Source organism: Paenibacillus sp. MDV22-iso6, assembly GCF_058408365.1.
Map to the genome: position 1 here is coordinate 219,028 of NZ_JBZVDZ010000009.1, position 15,911 is coordinate 234,938.

The 15,911-nt window shown below is 45.1% G+C and carries 15 protein-coding genes; 9 read left to right on the plus strand and 6 right to left on the minus strand.

Annotated features, from left to right (window positions below; genetic code table 11):
- Positions 1 to 57: 57 nt before the first annotated feature.
- From AC4PM4_RS24690 to AC4PM4_RS24705, 4 genes are all read right to left on the minus strand, one after another.
- A complete protein-coding gene (locus AC4PM4_RS24690) occupies positions 58 to 1,374 on the minus strand; it encodes a nucleobase:cation symporter-2 family protein (protein ID WP_063563096.1) in 1,317 nt (438 codons plus the stop codon).
- Positions 1,375 to 1,723: 349 nt separating this feature from the next.
- Positions 1,724 to 2,023, minus strand: coding sequence for a Dabb family protein (locus AC4PM4_RS24695; protein WP_063563097.1), 300 nt, complete (start codon positions 2,021 to 2,023; stop codon positions 1,724 to 1,726).
- Between the two features lie 35 nt (positions 2,024 to 2,058).
- Positions 2,059 to 2,604 (minus strand): PadR family transcriptional regulator, encoded by a 546-nt coding sequence (locus AC4PM4_RS24700; RefSeq protein ID WP_090807248.1) that lies wholly within the window; start codon positions 2,602 to 2,604, stop codon positions 2,059 to 2,061.
- A gap of 70 nt (positions 2,605 to 2,674) precedes the next feature.
- Positions 2,675 to 3,832 carry a YhgE/Pip domain-containing protein gene (locus AC4PM4_RS24705; RefSeq protein ID WP_079693954.1) on the minus strand — a complete coding sequence of 386 codons (1,158 nt, stop codon included), beginning with the start codon at positions 3,830 to 3,832 and terminating at the stop codon, positions 2,675 to 2,677.
- Positions 3,833 to 3,929: 97 nt separating this feature from the next.
- Between AC4PM4_RS24705 and AC4PM4_RS24710 the strand changes: the two genes are divergently transcribed.
- Entirely contained in the window at positions 3,930 to 5,183 is a 1,254-nt protein-coding gene (locus AC4PM4_RS24710) for a cytochrome P450 (protein ID WP_072733333.1), read from the plus strand.
- Between the two features lie 109 nt (positions 5,184 to 5,292).
- Here the strand turns inward: AC4PM4_RS24710 and AC4PM4_RS24715 are convergent, their stop codons facing one another.
- Positions 5,293 to 5,877, minus strand: a complete 585-nt coding sequence (locus AC4PM4_RS24715) for a TetR/AcrR family transcriptional regulator (protein WP_063563100.1) — start codon at positions 5,875 to 5,877, stop codon at positions 5,293 to 5,295.
- Positions 5,878 to 6,107: 230 nt separating this feature from the next.
- Here AC4PM4_RS24715 and AC4PM4_RS24720 point away from each other — a divergent pair, with 230 nt between their 5' ends.
- From AC4PM4_RS24720 to AC4PM4_RS24730, 3 genes are all read left to right on the plus strand, one after another.
- Positions 6,108 to 7,232 (plus strand): NADH:flavin oxidoreductase, encoded by a 1,125-nt coding sequence (locus AC4PM4_RS24720; protein WP_072733541.1) that lies wholly within the window; start codon positions 6,108 to 6,110, stop codon positions 7,230 to 7,232.
- A 205-nt stretch (positions 7,233 to 7,437) separates the two neighbouring features.
- Positions 7,438 to 8,289, plus strand: a complete 852-nt coding sequence (locus AC4PM4_RS24725) for an AraC family ligand binding domain-containing protein (RefSeq protein WP_491614770.1) — start codon at positions 7,438 to 7,440, stop codon at positions 8,287 to 8,289.
- Positions 8,286 to 9,209, plus strand: coding sequence for a DMT family transporter (locus tag AC4PM4_RS24730; protein WP_063563102.1), 924 nt, complete (start codon positions 8,286 to 8,288; stop codon positions 9,207 to 9,209). The genes AC4PM4_RS24725 and AC4PM4_RS24730 overlap by 4 nt, the downstream gene beginning before the upstream one ends.
- A 95-nt stretch (positions 9,210 to 9,304) precedes the next feature.
- Here AC4PM4_RS24730 and AC4PM4_RS24735 read toward each other — a convergent pair whose 3' ends face one another.
- Positions 9,305 to 9,997 carry a pseudouridine synthase gene (locus AC4PM4_RS24735; protein WP_063563103.1) on the minus strand — a complete coding sequence of 231 codons (693 nt, stop codon included), beginning with the start codon at positions 9,995 to 9,997 and terminating at the stop codon, positions 9,305 to 9,307.
- 159 nt (positions 9,998 to 10,156) lie between these two features.
- Between AC4PM4_RS24735 and AC4PM4_RS24740 the strand changes: the two genes are divergently transcribed.
- The 5 genes from AC4PM4_RS24740 to AC4PM4_RS24760 all read left to right on the plus strand — a co-directional run bounded on the left by AC4PM4_RS24740 (position 10,157) and on the right by AC4PM4_RS24760 (position 15,867).
- Positions 10,157 to 11,026: a hypothetical protein gene (locus tag AC4PM4_RS24740; RefSeq protein ID WP_491614771.1), complete on the plus strand. Its 870-nt coding sequence runs from the start codon at positions 10,157 to 10,159 to the stop codon at positions 11,024 to 11,026.
- 71 nt (positions 11,027 to 11,097) lie between these two features.
- Positions 11,098 to 11,730 (plus strand): hypothetical protein, encoded by a 633-nt coding sequence (locus tag AC4PM4_RS24745; RefSeq protein WP_491614772.1) that lies wholly within the window; start codon positions 11,098 to 11,100, stop codon positions 11,728 to 11,730.
- A 271-nt stretch (positions 11,731 to 12,001) separates the two neighbouring features.
- The gene (locus AC4PM4_RS24750; protein ID WP_063563106.1) at positions 12,002 to 13,210 is read left to right on the plus strand and encodes an MFS transporter; all 1,209 of its coding nucleotides are present in this window, start codon (positions 12,002 to 12,004) and stop codon (positions 13,208 to 13,210) included.
- 90 nt (positions 13,211 to 13,300) lie between these two features.
- Positions 13,301 to 14,539 (plus strand): aspartate aminotransferase family protein, encoded by a 1,239-nt coding sequence (locus AC4PM4_RS24755; RefSeq protein ID WP_491614773.1) that lies wholly within the window; start codon positions 13,301 to 13,303, stop codon positions 14,537 to 14,539.
- Positions 14,540 to 14,817: 278 nt separating this feature from the next.
- The gene (locus AC4PM4_RS24760; RefSeq protein ID WP_063563107.1) at positions 14,818 to 15,867 is read left to right on the plus strand and encodes a zinc-dependent alcohol dehydrogenase; all 1,050 of its coding nucleotides are present in this window, start codon (positions 14,818 to 14,820) and stop codon (positions 15,865 to 15,867) included.
- Positions 15,868 to 15,911: the final 44 nt, after the last annotated feature.

A 15,911-nucleotide genomic window follows, 5' to 3' on the forward strand; every position in this document is an offset into this window, starting at 1 on the left:
CAATACATCTTGGGTCTGTTCCATTTATTCAGATCGCATACCTGTTACAAGACAATCTTAAGTATGTGCTTCTTGAGCTTGTACAGGCTGTACGGGCAGACTCTCTTTTTTAAATCCGAGGTTAAAGAAAACATTGAGCAGGATGGCACACAGACTGCCTGTGATAATACCATCACCAACAATAATGCGGATACTTTGAGGCAGCTGGGCAAACAGATCCGGCACAGCCGTGACGCCAAGACCGAGTGAAACCGAACAAGCAACGATTAACAGATTGGATTGCTTGCTGAAATCCACATGTTGCAGCATTTTAATCCCGGATGAGACTACCATGCCGAACAGAACAACCGTTGCCCCGCCGAGTACCGCGCTGGGAATAATCGTTGCGAATGCCGCAACTTTGGGGATCAGTCCAAGAAAAATCAGAATACCTCCGGCTGCAACAACCACATTGGTCGTTTTCACTTTGGAGAGCTGAACCAAACCGACATTCTGAGCAAATGTGTTATACGGAAAAGCATTGAAGATACCACCAAGTACAAATGCCAGACCTTCTGCGCGGTATCCTCGTGCCAAATCCTTTTCGTTAATCGGTTGATCACAGATTTTGCTTAAGGCCATAAACACACCTGTAGATTCGATAATGACAACTGTGCCGACAATAATCATGGTAATGATCGGACCGATTTCGAAGGTAGGCCATCCAAAGTAAAAGGGCTGGGGCAAATGAAACCAAGAGGCTTCCTGTACAGAACTGAAATTCACTTTCCCCATGATGGCAGCGACGAGGGTACCCACAATAATACCGAGGAGAACTGCGAGGGATTTGACAAAGCCGCGAGCATATCGATTCAGTACCAGAATGAAGAGCAATACCCCGAATGAGAGCGCCAGATTGTCCAGACTTCCGAAATTCTCACTGTTTGCTCCACCTGCCATGTTCTTGATGCCCGTTGGAATTAACGCCAGACCAATAATGGTTACGACTGTTCCAATCACAACGGGAGGAAACAGTTTGACGATTTTACTAAAGAAAACAGCACATATAACGATGAATATCCCTGCTGCTATGATGGAACCGTAAATGGCCGGAATTCCATATTGTGATCCAATCGCAATCATGGGAGTCACAGCAACAAATGAGCTTCCAAGAACCGCTGGCAAGCCAATCCCCAAATACTTCCCTTTACGTGCTTGAAGCCATGTCGCGATACCACAGGTTAACAGGTCAATCGATACCAGATACGCCAATTGTTCCGCAGTCAGGTTTAACGCTCTTCCCACAAGCAGCGGAACCAAAATGGCCCCGGCATACATCGCCAATACGTGCTGAATTCCCAGTGAAAAAATCCTCATTCTCTTGGTTTCTCTCATCCCTACCTGCCCCCTGTAATTTAGAATCACTTTACCGCTGCAAAAATCATGTTATGTTGATTCACATTATATAAACAATTGCGGGAAGTTCCATGATCCATCACATAGAATTGTTGCAGGTTATAAAGAGAACTCAATATATTGGGCATTTTGTACAAAAAGGAATGAAAACACCTCCTTCTTTTGTTATATTATCTCACATAAAATCCCGAAACACCTTTACTTCTCCCGATCATCCCCATCGAAAAACGTAAAAAGGCCAGCCAGAAAATTCTGGCTAACCTAATCATTTCAGAGCCACCGCCATGGCGACTTCTTATGCATAATATAATATGGACAATATGCAGACTCAAATCGAATAATCGACCACAATTACATTCTCCAGCCACTCATTCAGGGAGGCTACAAATGCCTGATGTGCAGGATGCGGGCCATAAGCACGCAGCGCTTCCTGATCTTCAAATGTCACTCTCAGGCCAAGTGTGAAGCCCTGAATATGATCCGTCTCCTCTGTTACATTAATACCTGCGGTGAGATCCACAATTCCAGGAATCTGTTCCTGTAACGCGAGTAATTGAGCTACCAATTCTTGCTGTTTGACCGTAGTGATTTTATCGTTCAATTTGAATGCGACCAAATGTTCATACATTATCTTTTCACCTCATTCCTTTAACGAGTAGTGATTTAGCTTTTTAATACTCTGCTCTGAACATGATGCAGAAGTTTCTGAAGCCAGATCATATCACTCTGAATGGAGTGGTACGCGTGATCTCGCATCAACAACAGTGCATCTTTCAGATCCTCCTGCACATCAATCTCCTGAGGTGTATGAGATTCAATATATTCCAGCCTCTTATTCATCTTCTCAATAATATCCTCAATCAAATACGCGATCTTCTGATTATCCACCTTATCCAAATGGACCAACGCAGCGTATAAGGACTGTACATTCGTAAACTTCTGGAACACCTTATATATGCTCTGTTCAAGGGACTGACGTCCTTTTTCGGTAATTCCATATGTCGTTTTGTCTGGTCGATTTTCACTCTGAATTGTTTCTACCTTCTCAATAAGACCCTTCTTCAGCAACACTTCAAAATTATAATAAATGGTACCTTCGGTAATCTTGGCATCCGTTTGATCCAGATGTTTCCCAATTCGCTTCTTAATATCATAGGGATAATAATTCCCTTCACTTAGTGCACCGAGTATAAATATTTGAATCGACATGTGACTGCCCCCATTCTGCTAATCGAAGGGCATAGCTTCTTCTTCATCGCCTACCCTCATATCTTCTATTTTATATCATAACGGGCTGTTGTACAGACTCCTGTGTGGTACTAGTTTGCTTGGCTTTTTTGAAATGATGAATGGCTGTATTGATAACAAAGGCTCCCACACCAACCAATGCCAGCCCAACAGCATAATGCACCGTTCGTCCCCCACCGAAGAGAATATTGTAATCCAGATGCGTTGAATAGAACATCGGTGTGATTTGACTTACGAATTTGAAATATCCTGGCATCATCTCCGGTGACATGGACGTCCCGTTTGCAATGGATTGGCTGAGTACGAATATCATATTGATCAGCATTCCGCCTTGACCCAGAAGCATGATAAAGATACTTGTAAACTCAATCGACACAAACAACTGCAAACTATGCACCATCCACAGTTTCAAAAACGCTTCCACGCCATACCCTTGCACCATAAAATAAATGCCTATCCCTACAAGTGGAGCAAGGATGGAAACAAGCAGGTTGACTCCTCGCATTGCAAAGAATGCTTTCCATTTCCCCATCTGTCCTTGCAGTTGTTTCATGCCGCCAATGCTTTGCATCGCATAGATCATGGCTCCAACATAGAGCGCCATGGTGATAAACATCGGTGCCATCTGATTTTGCATGCCTGCTGGTTGCGGGTTGCTCAGAACGATGTCGGATGATACTTTGTCCATGGTCGATTCCACAATCTGTTTCGATTGCTCCGCAGGAACCTGCATACTGCTCAGCACACCCTCAAAGCTCTGTGCCTGAACCTGAGCACCGATCTGCGCAGTGATTTGAGCAGCTACATTTTTCATAGAACTGGTGATCGTTGTTGGGTTCGATTCATTAATCAGGTACTGGAGCTGAGCTTTACCGCCTTGTTCAGACAGTTTCTCCGTAAAATCACCCGGTATACGTATGATCATATGAATATCCCGATCTTCAAGCCCTGTCTTTGCCTGTTGCAATGATTCGTTGGTTACTACCTTAAATGGCAATTGTTCTTGCAATTTTTGTACAAACTCAGTACCGGATTGCTGGTCCTCGTTGACAATGGCCACCGTAAGATTGGTTACATTTTTGGGGATTGCACTATATCCCGACATAAAAACGGTCAACATTACAATCTGATAAAAAACGATCATGAATATGCCTGCCTTGACTCCGCCGTGCTTCAGTATGTTCTTCACTCTTTACTCCACCTTGTTGTTTTAATTTAAACTACTTGAATTAAAGTACTCTTATTTGTTATATTTGTCAATGAGACCAACCAAGGAGGCGAAACGAATGACGAAGAGCTCTATTATTTCTCTGTCAGAAATCACGAATTTCCAATCGAAAGAAGAAGAATTCAGTCCCTACCGTTGGTATCGCAGCATGTTGAATCAGGAACCTGTCATCTACAATGAAGAGACCGATTCCTGGCATATATTCAAGTATGATCTTGTCAAAACCGTGCTTAATGATCACGAGCACTTCTCCAGTGTGAGAAAAAGATCAATTGTGAACGTCGGATATTCAAGTGAAGAAAAAGGTGCGGACAGTGAGCATCACATGCCGGACAAGCTGGATATTCACAATGTAGATCCGCCGGATCATCGCAAGCGGAGATCATTGCTGGCAAGTGCGTTTACACCGAGAAGTCTCAAGCTTTGGGAACCGAGAATACAGGCAGTGGCCGAAGAGCTAATTAAAGAGTTTGAGCATCAATCAGAAGTGGACATTGTTGAAGCTTATACGAGCATGTTTCCTGTCATTATCATGTCTGACCTGCTTGGCGTTCCTTCCAAAGATCGTCATTTGTTCAAGGGTTGGGTGGACACCATGTTTATGCCCACTACCGATGCCACCTTTGATCAAATTAACGAAATGAAAAAGATTGCCGGCGAAGAATATTTTAAATACTTGTATCCCTTCGTTGTGTCCAAAAGATCCAATCTGGGAGAAGATATCATATCCGACCTGATCCAGGTGGAAGTGGATGGCGAGCACTTTACGGATGAAGAGATTGTGCGAACCACCATGTTTATTCTGGGTGCTGGCATAGAAACAACAAGCAACCTGCTGGCCAACTCGTTCTATGCCCTTCTGTATGATCAACCGGAATTGTATGCCGAACTCAGGGATAACCTTGAGCTTGTTCCAGCCGCGGTAGAGGAAATGCTGAGATATCGCTTTCACATCAGCAAAATGGACCGGATGGTCAAAGAGGATAACGATCTGCTTGGTGTTAAACTGAAAAAGGGAGACGCTATCGTAGCGTGGATGAGTGCAGCCAATATGGATGAGAACATGTTCGAAGACCCGTTCACCTTAAATATTCATCGATCGAACAATAATAAACAGCTTGCATTTGGTTTTGGTACTCACTTCTGTCTGGGGGCACCACTGGCGCGTCTGGAAGCCAAAATTGTACTGACCACATTCCTAAAAACCTTCACCAGCATTGAACCCGTGGAAGGATTCAATCTGGAGGAAAACCTGACTGCCTCTGCGGCCGGACAATCTTTAACGACCCTTCCGCTGAAGCTATATACGTAAATTCATCTGACGTAAATTCATTTATGAATTGATAATCTTCACTATATTTTCGATGGATAAAATCAAAACAAAAAGAGCAGATCTCATCTGCTCTTTCTTTCTACATTCGTTAATTCAGTAAACCTGTTCCATTCATCATAAATGGCACCACTCGCTCAGCCAATTCAGCCGGGGATTCCTGTCTCTCCTCCAAATTCCAGCGATACGTCACCCCATAGATGGACCAGCTCAGCATCGTTGCCAAATACGCCAATGTTTTGGGTGGCTCTGCTCCATCTGTTTGACTCATGGCAAGCTCCAGAACGAGCTTCTCTAACTGGGCCTTAATATTTTCTTCAAAGATTGGCGCTACGGACTCATATTTCTTGATACATTGATTACTTGAATCATGATAATTACATAACGAGATCACCAGTTGCTTCAGGGTCTCTTCTGTCAAATGTGCCTCTGCATCAATCTGTTTGAGCACATATTCTTGGAAAGCATAGGACAAAACGGATTCAAGCAGTTCATATTTGTCTGCAAAATGGGCATAGAATGTGGCCCGGTTAATCGTCGCCTTTTGTGTAATATCCTGAACTGTGATGGCTGAGAAATCCTTTTTATTCAAATGATAAAAAAACGCATCCTGAATTAATTGACGGGTTCGGATCACCCGTGGATCATTGGGATTTGGAGAAAACTCACCTGACATATACAAAGTGTCCCTTCTAATCGATCTTGTAATCAAACTTCTTAATGCTCTGCTCCTATTATAAATAGCTCCTGTTAGCTCAACAAGTAATCCGGGGTTAAACCAACATTATTATGGTCGCTTCGCTTAAGCAACACATTGGATAAATCGTCGGTTGATGCAGCCACTCTCCATTGATAATATTGCACTCGTACCCCGCTTGGAGGTGCACTATTATGGAGGTGTTTGACTTGAGTAATCATCAACAACAAGTTCAATCTACGGAAAATCTGTTTCAACCTTATACGATTCATAACTTAACCCTGCAGTCTCGCATCGTTATGCCCGCTATGGGTCGGGCTTTCTCACCCGATGGTGTACCGGGTACCGATGTAGCGGCTTATTATCGCAGACGTGCCGAAAATGGCGTCGGACTTATTATTACCGAAGGTGTAACCATTGATCATCCGGCGGCAACCAGCGAACCGCGTGTTCCCCGTTTTCATGGTGAAGAAGCATTGAACGGCTGGGCAGAAGTCGTCAGACAAGTTCATGAAGCCGGGGGCAAGATTTTTCCTCAGCTCTGGCATATGGGTATGGCTCGTCCAGCGGGATCGCAGCCTCATCCGGAAGCTCCATCCATTGGACCGTCGGGTATTGATCTCGAGGGAAATCTGACGGGTGAACCGATGACAGACGAAGAAATCGCCAACATCATTCAGGCTTTTGTGGACGCAGCAGTTCATGCCAAACAGCTTGGGTTTGACGGCATTGAAATTCAAGGAGCACATGGTTACCTGGTTGACCAATTCTTCTGGGACAGAACAAATACACGGACAGACCGCTACGGCGGTGATCTTATCAAGCGTACGCAATTCGCTACCGAACTTATTCAAGCAATCCGTTCTGCCGTGGGTCCCGATTACCCGATTGCCATTCGTTTGTCGCAATGGAAAATGAGTGATTATTACGTCAAACCGCTGGACACACCAGATAAGCTGGAGTTATTCCTGAATGTGTTGGTAGAGGCCGGCGTCGATATATTCCATTGCTCAACACGACGTTTCTGGGAGCCGGAATATGAAGGTTCGGAACTTGGATTTGCCGGCTGGGTGAAAAAACTGACAGGCAAACCAACGATAGCCGTGGGTTCTGTCGGTCTGGATGATGAATTTACAAGTCTCTATACGGAAGGTAAAGGTGCAGGACACAAGGATTTAGATGATCTTCTCCTTCGTTTGGACCAGCAGGAATTTGATCTGGTTGCCGTTGGACGCGCACTACTGGCTGATCCGGCGTGGGCTGTGAAAATCCGTGATGGCCGTGTGAATGAAATTCAGGCTTTTTCGCCAGAAGCACTTGCTACGTTGCTATAACAATAATTTAGGTTCAAATTAATATTGTTATCCGTTAAATGAGCTATAATTGAACCAAAATACTCGTCATCCATCTAGTTAGGGACAGCGGGTATTTTGGTTTTTTTACATGTTTGAACAAAACAGAGCGAGCAATATCGTCCAAGAAAGTTCCTTCTTTTCATATTATAATGACATTTAACTTACCAGAAAGAAGGTGCAGCAGGTGACTCGCGAAGTGCGAACCGTCGTGTTCGATACCGATTTACAGCTCGAAGCCTATCAATTTGAAGGTATTATGCAGAAATTCCCCAATCATTTTCATGACTATTACGTCATTGGATTTATTGAGCAAGGCAAGCGCCATCTCGTATGTAATAACGAAGAATATATCCTGAACACTGGAGACATGATTATTTTTAATCCGCATGATCCCCATGCCTGCGAACAGGTGGACGGCAGAACTCTGGATTATCGCTGCATCAACATTCAACCTGAGGTCATGCGCCAATATGTGCTGGAAATTACCGGACAAGATTATTTGCCACGGTTTAATTCCCCTGTTCTCTATCAGAGCGAACATGTTACTTCTTTGCATGAGCTGCATCAGATGATCTTGGAAGAGCAAGCTGACTTTCACAAAGAAGAACTGCTGCTCTTTCTGCTGGAACAGCTGATGAGAGAATATGCCGTTGCCGAACCGCCCATTTCCGCCCAGGACGTCACCATCGAGATTAGACTCATATGCGAGTACATAGAGACTCATTATATGGAGAGCATTACGCTGAACCAATTAGTCGAGTTAACAGGGCTGAGCAAGTACCATCTATTGCGTTTGTTCACTCGGCAAAAAGGGATATCTCCCTACCGCTACCTGGAAACAATTCGCATCAATCAGGCCAAACGGCTATTGGAACAAGGCCAACTCCCGATTGAGGTTGCAGCGCAGACCGGTTTCAGTGACCAGAGTCACTTTACGAATTTTTTCAAAAAGCTAATTGGCTTGACCCCCAAGCAATACAGACGCATCTTCAACCATGAATTGGATCCAAAGCGCACAGCGGATGATCTGTCATGACAGGTCAGAACAAAATTTCCACTGGACACCTGCTAGCCTTACTTACGATCCTGATCTGGGGAACAACGTTTATCTCCACCAAGGTGCTGCTGATCGATTTCACGCCGGTGGAGATTCTCTTTTTCCGTTTCGTGATTGGCTATGTGGTGCTCTTCCTGATCTATCCGCAGTTAATGCGAATTACCTCACTCCGAGAAGAAATGCTGTTTATCGTTGCTGGATTATGCGGGGTTACGTTATATTTTCTCATTGAAAATATTGCACTGGTGTACACCTTAGCTTCCAATGTAGGTGTTATTGTTTCGATTGCCCCTTTCTTTACCGCAGTCCTTGCACATTTCTTCCTGGATGGAGAGAGATTGCAAAAGCGGTTTATCTTGGGCTTCGCCATTGCCTTGTCTGGCATTATCCTTATTGGATTCAACGGCAGTTTCATTCTGCAACTGAATCCCCTGGGGGATCTGCTCGCTTTCGTGGCACCTGCTGTATGGGCGATCTACTCTGTTCTCATGCGCAAAATAGGTGAACTTCCCTATCACACCATCGGTGCTACACGCAAAGTATTCTTTTATGGACTATTATTCATGCTGCCGGCTTTGTTCCTGTTCGAATTCCACTTCGATCTCGGGCGCTTCGCCAACATGACCAACCTCTCGAACCTTCTCTTTCTCGGACTGGGTGCCTCGGCCTTATGTTTTGTAACCTGGAACCGGGCAGTGAGTCTGCTGGGAGCCGTCAAAACAAGTGTGTACATTTATTTGGTGCCTGTCATTACTGTCGTCGCTTCTGCACTGATTCTACATGAACGGATTACCTGGATAACGCTGCTTGGCGCTCTATTAACGTTGCTCGGATCATTTATTTCAGAGAAGAAAGTACACAGAAAAGACCACCGTAGTACGTTGCCAGAACTTGAATAGTATATGGTTTCATCGTCCAAAACTCAAAGAAAGGCATTAATCCATTACGGATTAGTGCCTCTTCATTTTGCCAGGACATTGAGCAGATGCAACTTCTAATTCAACATGGACAGAAGATTCACCAGCTCCTGCTTCTCCAGATGTCTCCATTGTCCACGTTCCAGTCCATCCAGCGTAACATTCATAATTCGGATGCGCTCCAGCTTGAGCACTCTGTATCCCAAGGCTTTGCACATTCTGCGGATTTGCAGATTAAGCCCCTGAGTCAAAATGATACGAAATACGTTCTCACTATGCTTATATACCTCACACGGTTTCGTCACCACATTCATAATCTCAACCCCTTGCGACATCGCCCGTACGAATTCGTCTGTCACTGGTTTATCTACGGTTACTACGTATTCCTTGTCGTGGTTATGCTCCGAACGCATCATCTTGTTCACAATGTCCCCGTCGTTCGTCAGAAAAATCAATCCCTCGGACGCCTTATCCAGCCTGCCAATCGCAAAGATACGCGAGGGATAATTCACATACTGAATGATGTTTCCCTCCACCTGTTCGGCTGCGGTGCAGACAATGCCGATGGGTTTATTCAGAGCAAGGTAAACAGGCTCGCGATCATTGTAAGGAATCTCCTGACCATCAATGAGCACAATATCCTCAGGCTCCACGTCCGCTCCTTTTTCACATACTTTACCATTAATCGTAATGCGCCCGGCTGCAATTAATCGGTTCGTTTCCCTGCGGGAGCAGTATCCTGTTTCACTTATGTATTTGTTAATTCGCATGCTCCACCACCACTTTGTTCAATAGGTTAGTACCTTGTACTGATTTTCATCAAACATCATCTCACTTATAATGAAACGAAGCAAATAAATTGTTATTCGGAGGTACATAGGTAATCCAAAATAAACTATGGAAAGGAGTTAACCATGGACAAAAAGTGTATGAGAGTCCTTAAAAAGTTATATTTTCACGCCAATGGTGATTATGACAGAGCACGTGAAGTAATGATCTATCAAACGGATACACTTACTCCTGCCGAACAATATATACTGACTTCAGTGGGCTGGGTGGCTAATGATCTGGAGATGGTCCACCATGATGATATCATTCAACGACTAATCGCTTTCCAGCAGAATGAACGTCTATCCTGGTCAACGATTACCCAAGCATTTATTGCAGGTGTCGGGGGCAGTTATCCTCGAGGCATATCTACGCTCGCAAGCTACCATATGATGATTCACTCAGAGCCACATGCTTACGAAGAGACTGAACAGTTCCTGGCTTGCAGAGTTTGCGGTTTCAGTCATAGCGATGAGAGCTGGAAGAATCTATCCAATATCCGTTACGCCCTTCACCAGGGTTATGATTACAGTGGCACAAGCGTAGGTGCATACGCCGATCTGACAGAGTTTGTCACCATACTTGAGCAAGGACCAATTAAACCGACTCCCGAGGATATCACCACATTCAATCAACTGCTTCGCATGCTGGATCAGGCTGAAGACGAAGAGTCTCCGGGGAAATTTGAGAAACGACTCACTGCAGAGAGATTAGTCAAAGGACACGCCGGGATTCGCCGAAGTATTCTTCAAGCGCTGTCCAGAGTAGGTGTACTGCCCAATCAGGTTCTCTCCCTCAGTACAGACCATTGGACCAACAACGAGCATATCCTGAACGGTGAGTTGCTGCTTAATAATACCAAAGGCCGCTCTGATATGGAGATGCCTTGGGCTGGCTGGCAAGGTAAACTAGGCGTCGATTGGGACAAAGCACGCAAGCTGTTTGGAAATGCGATTCAAGTCAAAGACTGAACGGTCAGCCCGTCATAATTAATGTGTTGTCCGTTTAAACAGCTTAATCCAGACACAAAGAGGAGTTTACCATGCACAAAGTTAACCAGCTTTCAATTGACCCTGATGTTCTGAACCAGAATACTGGCATATGGATTGGCGGAGAAATCGCATATGTTACAGATTGGCCGCTTAATCAGGAGAGCCAACCCTTGTTGCATCTGTTCTCCATTGATTGCAATACACTTTTACAACAGATGCATGTCCCTTCGTTGCCACCCGGGAAGTACATTTCGGTCTTCTCCACCTATTTCGCTTCGGAATACTTTTTGGACCAGGTAACCTATACGGGGGATGAGCTGGAATGGAAGGAGAATATTCTCGCTGGATGTACATATGTATCCGTATCTTCAGAGCCACTAACTTCCGTATGTCCCATTCAATCCATTCCTTTATGCGGAGTAGGATTGACGGAAGTAGAGATCGAGGAACAGGATTTCCCTGCCTTTTCATTTTTCTCTTCCATGCTACCAAACGGTGTGAACGGAATTAGCCATTTGTTAGAGGACTATCAATTCGTTGGTCAGATTTATTCCGGGGATTTCCCCCATCCCTATCAGGATATACTGGGACTTTCCGATGCAAACGGATATTTGTTATTACGAACTGGCCCTGCGACTGCTCAGGCACCCTTGGATGGAATTTTCTTTGTGCAAACTGCTTAGTGGGACGACAGCTTAAGTTAAATCATATTCGGATTAATGTTTCCGAACGTCAAGAAGTTTCCTGTCTATTACAGATAAGGAAACTTTTTTTGCTTCGACACGAAATCGTTTTAGGTTGAACATTGTGTGAGAAAGATCATTCATTCGTCAAAAGTTAACATTATTTTACAATAAAAAGCATGTACAATTGCATAATTATGGTATAAGTTATATACGAAAGAAACATTATTTACATAATATAAAATTTATATCCATCTTAGGAGGACAACTTATGAGAAGAATTTTCGCTTTAAGCTGCGGTTTTTATCTGTTAATCGGCATAACCAGCGTTGTACTCGGTGCACTTCTACCCGTTTTATTGACACATTATGAGCGTGGTTATAGTGATGGCGGATTTTTGTTGTTTCTGCAGTTCCTCGGTTTTCTTGTCGGGGTGCTCGTTGCTCCTTCCATGACTGCCCGCATCGGCAGAAAATCCATGTTAACCATCGCACTGATCTGTATTGTGGCCGCCTATGCCGTTCTCGGATTCTTGCCATCCTGGACAGTTGTTCTTCTTCTAACCATTATTGTCGGGTTTGGGTCTGGTATCATTGAGCCCTCCGTTGGTGCGTTTACGATAGAATTTACGGAAAATCAGAAAGCAGTAGCAATGTCCAAGCTTGATGTGTACTTTGCCCTCGGAGCACTTCTCATTCCGGCAGTCGCTGCCTTATACATTTGGCTGGATCTTTGGCATCTTACGTTTTATACCGTTTCCGCGTTATCCCTTATTCTCATGCTGTTATGGGTGACCATGCCCACCTCCGCCGCTTCTTATCTGAAACAAGCTGGTGAAAACACCGTTGGACATGCAACGGGCAGGGCCCAGTATTCCAGAAAACATATGGGGCTGCTCACCATCTTCGTCATCTTTTTCTTCGTTTACATGGGTCTGGAGTTAGGCCTGATGAACTTCCTGCCTTCCATCCTGGTCGAACGATTGCAGTTACAGGAGTCTGTCGCTTCACTCAGCGTATCCATCCTATGGATTGCCATGATTATCGGTCGTCTTTTTTCCGGAAAAATTGCTGAAGCTGTCAACTACATGCCTTTCCTGATCTGGAGTACGGTAGGTACACTTCTGTTCGCCGTTGCCATGGTGTTCGTTACGGGCCAATGGGCAACATACCTGCTAATCTTCGGAACCGGATTGTTCATGTCAGGGCTGTTCTGTATTGCACTGGTCTATGCCAACATTTTGATTCCGGGCATGACTGAGCGCACAACCAGCATCCTGATTGCATCAGGGGGTATCGGCGGCGCCATTCTGCAGTATGTAACCGGATGGAGCATGAGTGCATGGCCTGTAGTGAACACGATCTGGATTTTGGCCGGATTTTGTCTGATTTTGCTACTCACTCTCGTACTCTCTCATCTCTGGAATGTAAGGAACAGCGCCGTAAGTGGAACTCTCGCACATCAGAGTAAAGAGATTTAAACGTTGCTTCTTGAGAGGGGTGATGCCCGCGTAATCCGAAATTATTGATCTTCGTTCAGGCTAGTACATTACATTTATGGAGGGAATCGTATGCAAACCTTAACCAAAAACCGTTTCAGAACCGGACAAGGGATTAAGTTGATTGACGATGCAGGCGTTGAATATCTGGATGGTGTGTCCGGTACGTTCAACCTGTCACTGGGCTACAATCACCCGCATGTCGTGAGCAAAATTCAGGAACAAGTCGGCAATCTGACGCATATGTCTTCCTCCTTCACAGAACCGTATGTGGATGAAGTGCTCGATCATCTGATTGAATATGCTCCAAACGACATTAATGCCGGATGGATGCGGGATATTACGGGCTCAACCGCCAATGAATGTGCCACCAAAATTGCACAGAAATACACGCAATCCACAGACATTATCAGCCTGTACCTGTCCCATCATGGTCAGACCCAGTTTGCAACAGGGATTTCGGGAAATGCCTTCCGGCGGAAACGGTTTCCAAATTCGGCTGTTGCCAACTCCGTTCATGTGCCTGCACCATACTGCTATCGTTGCCCATTCAAATCCTCAAGCGGAGACTGCGGATATCAATGCGTTGAAGCTATCTCCGATGCCATAGAATATGCGAGTTCCGGCTCAGTCGCCTGCATGATTATTGAACCGATCCTCGGCAATGGCGGCAATATCATTCCTCCTGCTGGTTATTTCAAGCGCCTGCGTAAACTGTGTGATGAGTACAATATCATTCTTATTGCCGACGAAGTACAGACGGGAATCGGACGTACCGGGTATATGTTTGCCAGCGAACTGTTCGATATCCAGCCTGACATGATTACCCTTGCCAAAGGTCTCGGTGGTATCGGTGTGCCTGTTGCTGCGGTATTGATGCAGTCCCGATTAAATGTACTGGAAAAGCATGAACATTCCTTCACCTCAGGAAGCAATCTGATCTCTGTAACCGCAGCCAAATCTACCTTGGAGGTTGTATCCGAACCCGGATTCCTGGATGACGTGAAACGCAAAGGTGAAATTTTAGGTGGATTACTGCAAGATTTGGCCATGAAATATCCAAGCATTGGTGAAGCTCGCGGAGTCGGCCTGATGTGGGGATTGGAAATGGTGGGTGACAATAATGAACCGGATACGGATAAAACCAACGCCATTATCGAACGTGCCTTCACGGATGAGCATCTGATTTTAAGAGGATCACGTTACGGCTTCGGGAACGTAGTTAAGGTCAGACCATCGCTTACCACAACAGAAGATGAGTTGGTTGAAATTGTAGAGCGACTCGATTCAGTACTTGCCAGCGTCCATTAAAACATTTCAATGCCATTGCTCGAAGTGGTCGTTTCGGTTACGAATCGTTCTTCTGATCGCTGTTATCCCCGGATTTTATTTGATTTCCCTTTTCCGAGGGAAAAATCCGTTGATAGCGTATGCTTCCGAAGCAGCTTTCTTTCAGAAAGCTTTAAGGCGAACGCTCCGCTTCTCCAGAATCGATTTCGTCTCCTTCACTACTTACGTATCTTGTCAGAAACTGTTTTTAAAATGAATCGCTATAGTTACATTTCATATTATTATAAGGAGGTTTTAACATGTTAGCATTGGTATACAAATCGGCTTGGGATGTAGCGCTTGAGGAACGGCCTGTTCCAGAAATCGCAAGAGACAATCAGGTGCTGGTTCGAATCCGGGCAACGGGTGTGTGCGGTACCGACCTCGGTATTGTTAGCGGTAAATATCATGCGGTTCCTTCCGTTATTCTGGGTCATGAGTCTGCCGGGGAAGTCATTGCCGTGGGCTCTGCTGTAACGACACTGCAACCGGGCGACCGGGTTGTCATCGATCCTACCTATTATTGCGGGCAATGCGACATGTGCAGAACAGGCAGACAAAATCACTGCACACATAAGTCGGTTACAGAGACAGGTGTGAGTGCTGACGGTACATTTACGGATTATTATGTAACCGAGGATCGCTTTTTGTATAAATTGAAGGACCATGTGAGCTATGAGGAAGCGACCTTGACTGAACCACTGAGCTGCATGCTTACAGGCATTAATCAGATCCATCTGCTGCCGAATTTTAGAACGATTATCCTCGGCGCAGGGCCGATTGGAATTCTATACAGCTACGCCCTCGCTTCCAAAGGTGTCACTGGCTGTCTCGTCGACATCTCCGAAGAACGCCTGGCTATTGCAGGTTCGATTGCACCGGATCGCTGGGAGGTTCATTCATCCTTTGAAAATGCGATAGAGTCGCTGGCACCCACAACCAATCAGGTTGATATGATTGTGGATACGACAGGCGTTGTGGGCACACAAGTGCTCTCGCAACTCGCCAGCGGCGGTTATCTCATGCTGGTCGGTCTGAGAGATGGAAACACATCGTTCAATCCCAAGGAAGTTGTGGACCGCAGTCTGAAAATCATTGGCTCCATCGACTCCCTGGGTACATTCGCAACAGCACATTACATGATTGAGCAACAGATTATCCCGGCGAAAAAAATTATCACCCATTCGTTCCCATTGGAGGATTACGAAGAGGCATTCCGCACACTCGGCTGCGATATTCAGGGGCGTACACTTCAAGCTTCTTCACATGCCATAAAAGTGGTGCTGCAATCCAGCGGCTCCAGTATCTAATGTAGCAAGTTAATCATGATTGAGATAAATTAGAGATAATTGCT

Excerpts from the sequence above, each read along its gene's own strand:
- AC4PM4_RS24690 (WP_063563096.1), bottom strand. The coding sequence starts at position 1,374 with ATGAGAGAAACCAAGAGAATGAGGATTTTTTCACTGGGAATTCAGCAC.
- AC4PM4_RS24695 (WP_063563097.1), bottom strand. The coding sequence starts at position 2,023 with ATGTATGAACATTTGGTCGCATTCAAATTGAACGATAAAATCACTACG.
- AC4PM4_RS24700 (WP_090807248.1), bottom strand. The coding sequence starts at position 2,604 with ATGTCGATTCAAATATTTATACTCGGTGCACTAAGTGAAGGGAATTAT.
- AC4PM4_RS24710 (WP_072733333.1), top strand. The coding sequence starts at position 3,930 with ATGACGAAGAGCTCTATTATTTCTCTGTCAGAAATCACGAATTTCCAA.
- AC4PM4_RS24715 (WP_063563100.1), bottom strand. The coding sequence starts at position 5,877 with ATGTCAGGTGAGTTTTCTCCAAATCCCAATGATCCACGGGTGATCCGA.
- AC4PM4_RS24730 (WP_063563102.1), top strand. The coding sequence starts at position 8,286 with ATGACAGGTCAGAACAAAATTTCCACTGGACACCTGCTAGCCTTACTT.
- AC4PM4_RS24735 (WP_063563103.1), bottom strand. The coding sequence starts at position 9,997 with ATGCGAATTAACAAATACATAAGTGAAACAGGATACTGCTCCCGCAGG.
- AC4PM4_RS24740 (WP_491614771.1), top strand. The coding sequence starts at position 10,157 with ATGAGAGTCCTTAAAAAGTTATATTTTCACGCCAATGGTGATTATGAC.
- AC4PM4_RS24745 (WP_491614772.1), top strand. The coding sequence starts at position 11,098 with ATGCACAAAGTTAACCAGCTTTCAATTGACCCTGATGTTCTGAACCAG.
- AC4PM4_RS24750 (WP_063563106.1), top strand. The coding sequence starts at position 12,002 with ATGAGAAGAATTTTCGCTTTAAGCTGCGGTTTTTATCTGTTAATCGGC.
- AC4PM4_RS24755 (WP_491614773.1), top strand. The coding sequence starts at position 13,301 with ATGCAAACCTTAACCAAAAACCGTTTCAGAACCGGACAAGGGATTAAG.
- AC4PM4_RS24760 (WP_063563107.1), top strand. The coding sequence starts at position 14,818 with ATGTTAGCATTGGTATACAAATCGGCTTGGGATGTAGCGCTTGAGGAA.